Below are 6,284 nucleotides of genomic sequence, written 5' to 3'. Positions count from 1 at the left end.
GTTAGGAAAGGAGTGTTTCCATGCGTCAACGAGCCGTGGTTTGGATGGCAGCCGTGTTGGTGGGACTGGCCATGGCGCCCGCCGCGTTCGCGGGTGACCTAAACCTCTGGATTTCCTACCATTTCACAGGGATGGAATCGTATCGTGCAGGCAAGTTCCGCGATGCGGAATCGTTGCTGGCGTTGGCCAAGCCGGAGACGTGCGACAAGAATCGCGAGGCGTTCACGCTTAATGGTCTTGGAAAGGTCGAATCCGCCCTGGGTAATTACCCTGAAGCGGACAAGTATTTCCAGAAGGCGCTAGTCTTACGCGAGAAGTCGTGCGGCAAGGAAAGCCACTTCGTTCCCGCGATCCTCAACAACATGGGCGATCTCCAATACATCGCCGGCGACAAGTGCAAAGCGAAATGTTTGTATCGCAAGGCGCTGGACCTGGAAGAAAAGGACCAGCTTAGCATCGAAGTGTCGCGCAGCTTGAACGGGCTGGCGCTGCTTGCGAACGACGAAGGCAATTACGTGGAAGCAGAGAACCTGCTGAAGCGCGCTATCGCCGTGCACGATAAGGGCGGCCGCCGTGAGCACCCATATTGCGCGACGGCGCTAATCAACCTCGCTTCGCTCTATACGAACCTCGGTCGTACCTGCGAGGCGAAGCCGTTGTTTAAGCGCGCCGAGTACATCCAGAAACAGTCGATCGGCTGCGATCATCCGGACGTGGCCGTGCGGTTGCATGCATACGCCGGGTACCTGACGAAGATTGGCAACCTGGATGAAGCCCGTTGCGCCCAGGAACGGGCCAACGAGATTCAAGCGCGGTTTGCGGAGTTGAATCACAAGGCGTAATCTGTTCTGACGATATCTGATTTTCGAAGCCCCGCCAATCGGCGGGGCTTTTTATTTGCGGGAAAGCAGCATTTACTCCCTCACGAGTGCTATACTGGGGCCGACTGTGCGTCGAAGCCGTCTTATCGGGGGTCCTTGGCGGTAGCACGCCCGTCGCTTGCTCGTGTTCCTAAGTCGTGGTTTAGGCTTCTGGGCATTGGGTTCCCTGCGCATGCAGGGAGGGGGTTCTCGCCATGAAAACGCTCGCCTTCTCGGGTCTCTTAGTACTCGTTTGTGTTCTGGGCGCAATTCCAAGTTCCGCATCGATGCTTTTTGACAACGGCACTCCCGATCTGGAGGCGGCATTCTTTGCGGACGCTGACGGATATGGAATGCAGTGCGCCGAGAACTTTTTCGGAATTGCCGGAAGCACCGACGTAGCGGATATCACCGGGATTCAGTGGTTCGGGGTGTACTACGGTAACTCCGCGCCCGCAGCGGATGACTTCACAGTATCGTTCTATTCTTTGGAGGCGGGGTCGCGTCCGACCATCAGCGCATTCAGGACAATAGACGCCGGTGCGGCAAACCGAGTAGATACGGGCATCGACTTTCTCGCCAACGGCGGGACCACTACGCACGACGTGTATTCGTATTCCATCGATATCAGCGCATTGACGTTGAATATGAGCGGAACCTACTTCATATCCATCAGCAATAGCTCGCCGACTTCGTCGAGCTCAGATGATTGGCTGTGGTGTTCCAGCAACAACGTTGGCGGGCGGTTCTGGTACCGGTATGGATATGACATGTGGTACACGAGCAACGACTGGCCTTACGATTTGGCTTTCAACTTAACGGGCACAATCCACGAGAACGGTGGGGTCTATCCGGAACCTTCCAGCGTGTGTTTGGTTGCCATCGGCCTGGCTGGTCTTGCGGCGCGTCGCTTTCGCAAAAGGTTGAATACGGGGACTCGGTAATCCCGGATTCCCATGCTCGCGTACCGCCGACTCTACTTGCGAGAAGGCAAATACTTTAGCGCCGTTTCAACGACCCAATCGGTCCCGATACGGGTCATGCAACGGTGATCGGTGGCGCAGACGGGCTTCTGACAGGGGCCGCAATCGACATCGACGCGCAGCACTTCGCCGCGCTCGTAGGGGCCGCACGAGTATTTCGGTGATGTCGGGCCCATAATGCAGATCGTGGGCACTTTGAAGGCCACGGCCACGTGACGCGAACCGGAATCGTTGCAGATGAGCACGTCGAGGGCGGCAATAGTCGCCTTCAAGGAATCGATGGTGGGCACGCCGCCATCGAGCCGGATGAGGGGATACTTCGCGGCAGCACGAACGGCGTCGCGGGTCCGTTCTTCGCCGGGACCCGTGAGCAACACGCATTGCGCGCCGACCTTCTCCGTGAGCGTGTCCGCCACGGCAGCGTAGCGATCGGCGGGCCACATCTTGCTGACGCCGAAGGCGGCTCCGGGCGCGATGCCCACAATAGGGCCCTTCCCTTGCAGTCTCGCCCTAAGCGATTCGACTTCGCGCGCGTCCGCCCAGAGTTCGAGACCCTCGCCATCGTCTTCGCAACCGAGCGCTTTCACCAAATCGAGGTATTCTTGTGTCATGTAGACGGGTTCGATGCGGCCATTGACGCGGTGAGGTTTCACGCGGTCCGTGAGCAGCATCGAGCGGCCGCCGCGCGCGTAACCGACACGACGCGTCGAGCCAACAAGCCATGCCAAAAAGGCGGCGCGCGCCGAATGCGGAAACACGACCGTCAGGTCGCGTCCATGTGGCGCGAGTGCGTGCGCTGCCTCGTGCAATGCGGGTAACGGCGCACGAGCCGGGACTTCCTCAATGCGGTGCACATAGGGAAGTCCGCGCAACAATGCGCAGCAGGCCGCCTTGCCGGCAATGGTAATCTGCGCGCCCGGCCACCGCTTGTGCAATGCGCGCAGGGCCGGCGTGCACATGGCGACGTCGCCAATCCAATTGGGTATGAGTGCAAGTATGCTATTCACGGTGTATTGACGAGAAAATGAAAAGGCCTGCCAAGGCGCGTTGGTTCCGCTGATAACAGCGCCCTATTCTTCCGTACGGTTTTCCGATACGCGGCGGCCCAGTTCCCCGATAAACTCCTTTTCGCCGATCGTCGTTTTGAACAGTTCTCCGCGTTCCCGGATATGCTTCCGGGCAATCTCGAAGAAGTCGATGACGGCGCGCAACATGACAAAGAAAAAGAACACAAACATCAGAATCAGGAAGAAAGCAAAACGGCGCGGATCCTCACGAAAATAGACGATTTGGTATCCGAGCAACAACACCACGGCAATGGCAACCAGCAGATAGGCACTTGCCGGCCGCGAACGGTTCATGTCCCCCACCACTTTGCGGACATGCATCCACAAGCTCTTTGGCGGCGGAATGTTGGACAAGTCGGGTTCCACGCCTTCTCCTCGCACCTGAGTCCTGATATGAGTATACCAGCTTTCGGAGGCGCGGATCTTGGGGAAAGCGAGGGGGCAAAGACCGAGACGCATAACTCACTGAGAAATCCACGCAACCTGAGAGACCTGAAGCCCCCTTCTGTTCCGTTAGCTATTTGGGGTCAATTCTGTATTCCGCTCCAGGCTGAGTGTCGAAGGTAATTACGTCTCCGGCAAGTTGGCAGGACACCGGATTGCCATCGGCATCGAGTACCTGTGCGCCTTGGGGCCACAGCAGGCCTAACCGGCACGTGCCACCGCGCTCGCTCTTGATGCGAACGTCTCCAATTGTGCCTTGGTGGCAGCTTGCACTGACGAGGAAAGCTCCCTGGGCACGGAAGCCATCAAACGAGGCGTCTACATTTCTCGGCCACGCGGGGAAAATGCGAATCGCGTCGTCCCAGCTTTGGAGCATCATCTCTTGGAGAGGCGCGAGTATGCCGAGTGTTTCGGTCCACGCGCCGGCATGACCGTAGTTGGCGATCGCCATCCCCCACACGAGGCCGTTTGGATGCCGCCACCGTTCAATGTTCTTGCGAAACATCGGGAAATCGCGGTCGGCGATGAAACCGCCGCCGCGAAGTTGCTGCATGATGCCCCAGCCGTATTGCCCCAGATACCACGTGTTGGGCAAAGCAGACTGCTGAAGATTGGGCGACGGGTCGGGTTGAGGTTTGTACGGCCTGCCGACTCCGAACTCGGGGGGATTCGCATTGAGTGCGCGCTGCTCCGCTTCACTCAATGCGGGAGGAGGATTCCCGTCGTCGCCCGCGCAATGGTCGAGGATGTCCTGCCACTGAGCACGAAGATCCGCGTCAGTCTCAAGAACAGTGCTTGCCTGCACGGCACTGCGCAGGCAGTAGCGCATGTGCTGCATGACTTGCGCGCGGTCCGTGTAGTCTTTCGCGTTGCCGGTAAATCCGTCTTCACCCTGGTTTGAAGGGAAGACGTGATACAGGCCGTCGGGGCCCTTCTCGGCGAAATCGGTGTAGAACAGGGCGCAGTCGCGGATAAAGGGATAACCTGTCCTCGCGAGCCAGTCCTTGTCCATGCTGTACAGGTAGCGCCACCAATACTGGTTGGCGGCCCACCCGGTCATGTAGGCCATACGGCCCATCGGCACGCAACCCAACACGTCGTCTTCGGCGAGGATGGGATAGCCGGTGAGCTGGATGAACACGCCGCGACCGTTGTAGTAATCGCGGGCGATCTTGCGGCCCATCGGCAGGAAGTACTCCATCGCCTTGAAATAGGCGTCACCGAGGTCGAAGTGGTTCGCCGTGTAATCGCCCCAGAACGGTTCCTGAATGTTGTAATTGGTGTGGTAGTCGCCGTGCCAGTGCGAATAATCCTCGACGGTACTCGGCAGGAACAGGCCCGGAGGAATCGTGTCGGGGCGATTTGTACACCGGCGGGCGTGCAGGGTTTCGTACCACAGGCCTTCGATGAGTGGATCCGAAATGCTGACGGAGGACTTCTCCCAGAACTCGACGGCTTTCGCGCGGTTCTCCGATTCCCACGCGGCAACGGCCTCTTCGGGTTTGTCCGCCAACGCCGTGCGGACACGGCGCATCGCTTCGACAGGACCGCCGCTGTCACTCGTGGTCGTGACGGCAACAACCAGCGTCCCTGAGGCTGTGTCGGGCGCGGGCATGAGGTGCAGTCGCGCCTCCCCGGTGGGCTTCATATCAATAGGTTGAACAGCAAGTTCCGGTGAAAAGGGAGCAACGCTGCAATGGAATCCGTTGGGAAACGTCACTTCGGGTGCGAATGCCTGATCGATGAAGAAGGTACCATCGTCATTCTGCACGGTAGGCGGCGCGAGCGGCGTGACTTTAGGGTCGTTGGTGACCGTGAAACCATTGTGCCGATAGTCGCCGTTGAATCTTGCGCCATAGGACGCGAGATCCGGATCGGCCCAACGATAGAGCGAGAACCAGACCGGTGGCACGCCGTTGCCGGTAATGGTCTGAGGCGTCCAATTGTCGACTTTCCATTTCACGACGAGGACGTTGGGCGTGGGCGGCACGAAGCAGTCAACGATAAGGCGCACGCCCGAAAGCCACGTGCACGTGATGTGCAGTGCCGCTTCTTCGATGCGCAACTCCTGGCGGATGTCGAGGCCCATTTGATCGGGCGGGAGTTGGAGGGCAAGCTCGCCCACGGGTTTGGGACATGGATACGGACGTCTGAGGTAACTTGGCGGAGTACCTTGGCAGAGCTCCTTCATCCGTTGTGGATTATCGGTTCCGCGCGTGGCCTCGACAGGACCGCCGCCGTAGGGCGGGCACTTCCAGCCTTCAACGAGAATGCCTTTCGCGATCTCGTCGATGTTCGCGGGCTTTGGGTCATCGCTGAGATCCACGCGGCGATCCCACACGTCGCCTTTTCCAAACCGCCAAATTATGCGGTCTACCGTCTGATAAACACTGACTGAGAGATCGCCGTTGCCCAGAAGCAGGCCATCTTCGGGCGTCAGGAGGCGTTCATTCACCTGCGTAAGGTGACTCGTCTTAAGCGGCTCTTGTGCATTACAAAACGCACAAAGAAGAGTCAGAATGACAAGCGTCTGCGTACAAGCCCTCATTGTCATGCCGGATACCCTCAAGTCTCGAACCCGTGTTTCAACGTGAGTCTATGGAACCGGACTTACACAAGCAAGGTTTGCCGCTCACATATGCTACGATTTACAGCGTCGTTTCTCTAAACAGAAGTACAGGAGTAGAGTCTATGTGCGGGCGTGTCGTACTGATCGCAGTGAGTCTGGGAATGTGCAGGGCTGCCCTCTGCCAGCAGACTCCGCAGCCCATTGATGTCTCTTTCACGGCCACGGAAGACGGCACAGAGCAACGGTATGTCGTTGTATTGCCAACGGATTTCAAGGCGGATGCTCCACACGATGTTCTGATTGCGTTGCACGGGCATGGCTCTGATCGCTGGCAGTTTGTGAATGATACACGGGACGAGTG

At 58.4% G+C, this 6,284-nt stretch carries 6 protein-coding genes; 3 read left to right on the top strand and 3 right to left on the bottom strand.

The genetic code is table 11. The features are described from left to right. Positions 1–20 precede the first annotated feature (20 nt). Both K1Y02_24560 and K1Y02_24555 read left to right on the top strand, forming a co-directional pair. Positions 21–842, top strand: coding sequence for a tetratricopeptide repeat protein (locus K1Y02_24560; protein MBX7259555.1), 822 nt, complete (start codon positions 21–23; stop codon positions 840–842). Positions 843–1,075: 233 nt separating this feature from the next. Then, positions 1,076–1,804: a PEP-CTERM sorting domain-containing protein gene (locus K1Y02_24555; protein MBX7259554.1), complete on the top strand. Its 729-nt coding sequence runs from the start codon at positions 1,076–1,078 to the stop codon at positions 1,802–1,804. Positions 1,805–1,836: 32 nt separating this feature from the next. On the opposite strand, the gene waaF is transcribed toward K1Y02_24555, so the two are convergent. The 3 genes from waaF to K1Y02_24540 form a co-directional block, all read right to left on the bottom strand. Continuing rightward, a complete protein-coding gene (waaF, locus tag K1Y02_24550) occupies positions 1,837–2,850 on the bottom strand; it encodes a lipopolysaccharide heptosyltransferase II (GenBank protein ID MBX7259553.1) in 1,014 nt (337 codons plus the stop codon). Between the two features lie 63 nt (positions 2,851–2,913). Further along, positions 2,914–3,276, bottom strand: coding sequence for a hypothetical protein (locus K1Y02_24545; protein ID MBX7259552.1), 363 nt, complete (start codon positions 3,274–3,276; stop codon positions 2,914–2,916). A 151-nt stretch (positions 3,277–3,427) separates the two neighbouring features. After that, positions 3,428–5,809, bottom strand: a complete 2,382-nt coding sequence (locus K1Y02_24540) for a hypothetical protein (GenBank protein MBX7259551.1) — start codon at positions 5,807–5,809, stop codon at positions 3,428–3,430. Positions 5,810–6,045: 236 nt separating this feature from the next. Between K1Y02_24540 and K1Y02_24535 the strand changes: the two genes are divergently transcribed. Further along, positions 6,046–6,284 (top strand): alpha/beta hydrolase (locus K1Y02_24535; GenBank protein ID MBX7259550.1); only part of this gene is annotated, 239 nt, incomplete at its 3' end.

The organism is Candidatus Hydrogenedentota bacterium (assembly GCA_019695095.1).
GTDB lineage: Bacteria > Hydrogenedentota > Hydrogenedentia > Hydrogenedentales > SLHB01 > JAIBAQ01.
The sequence above is the reverse complement of the archived record's forward strand: the minus strand, read 5'-3'. Positions and strand labels throughout refer to the sequence as shown.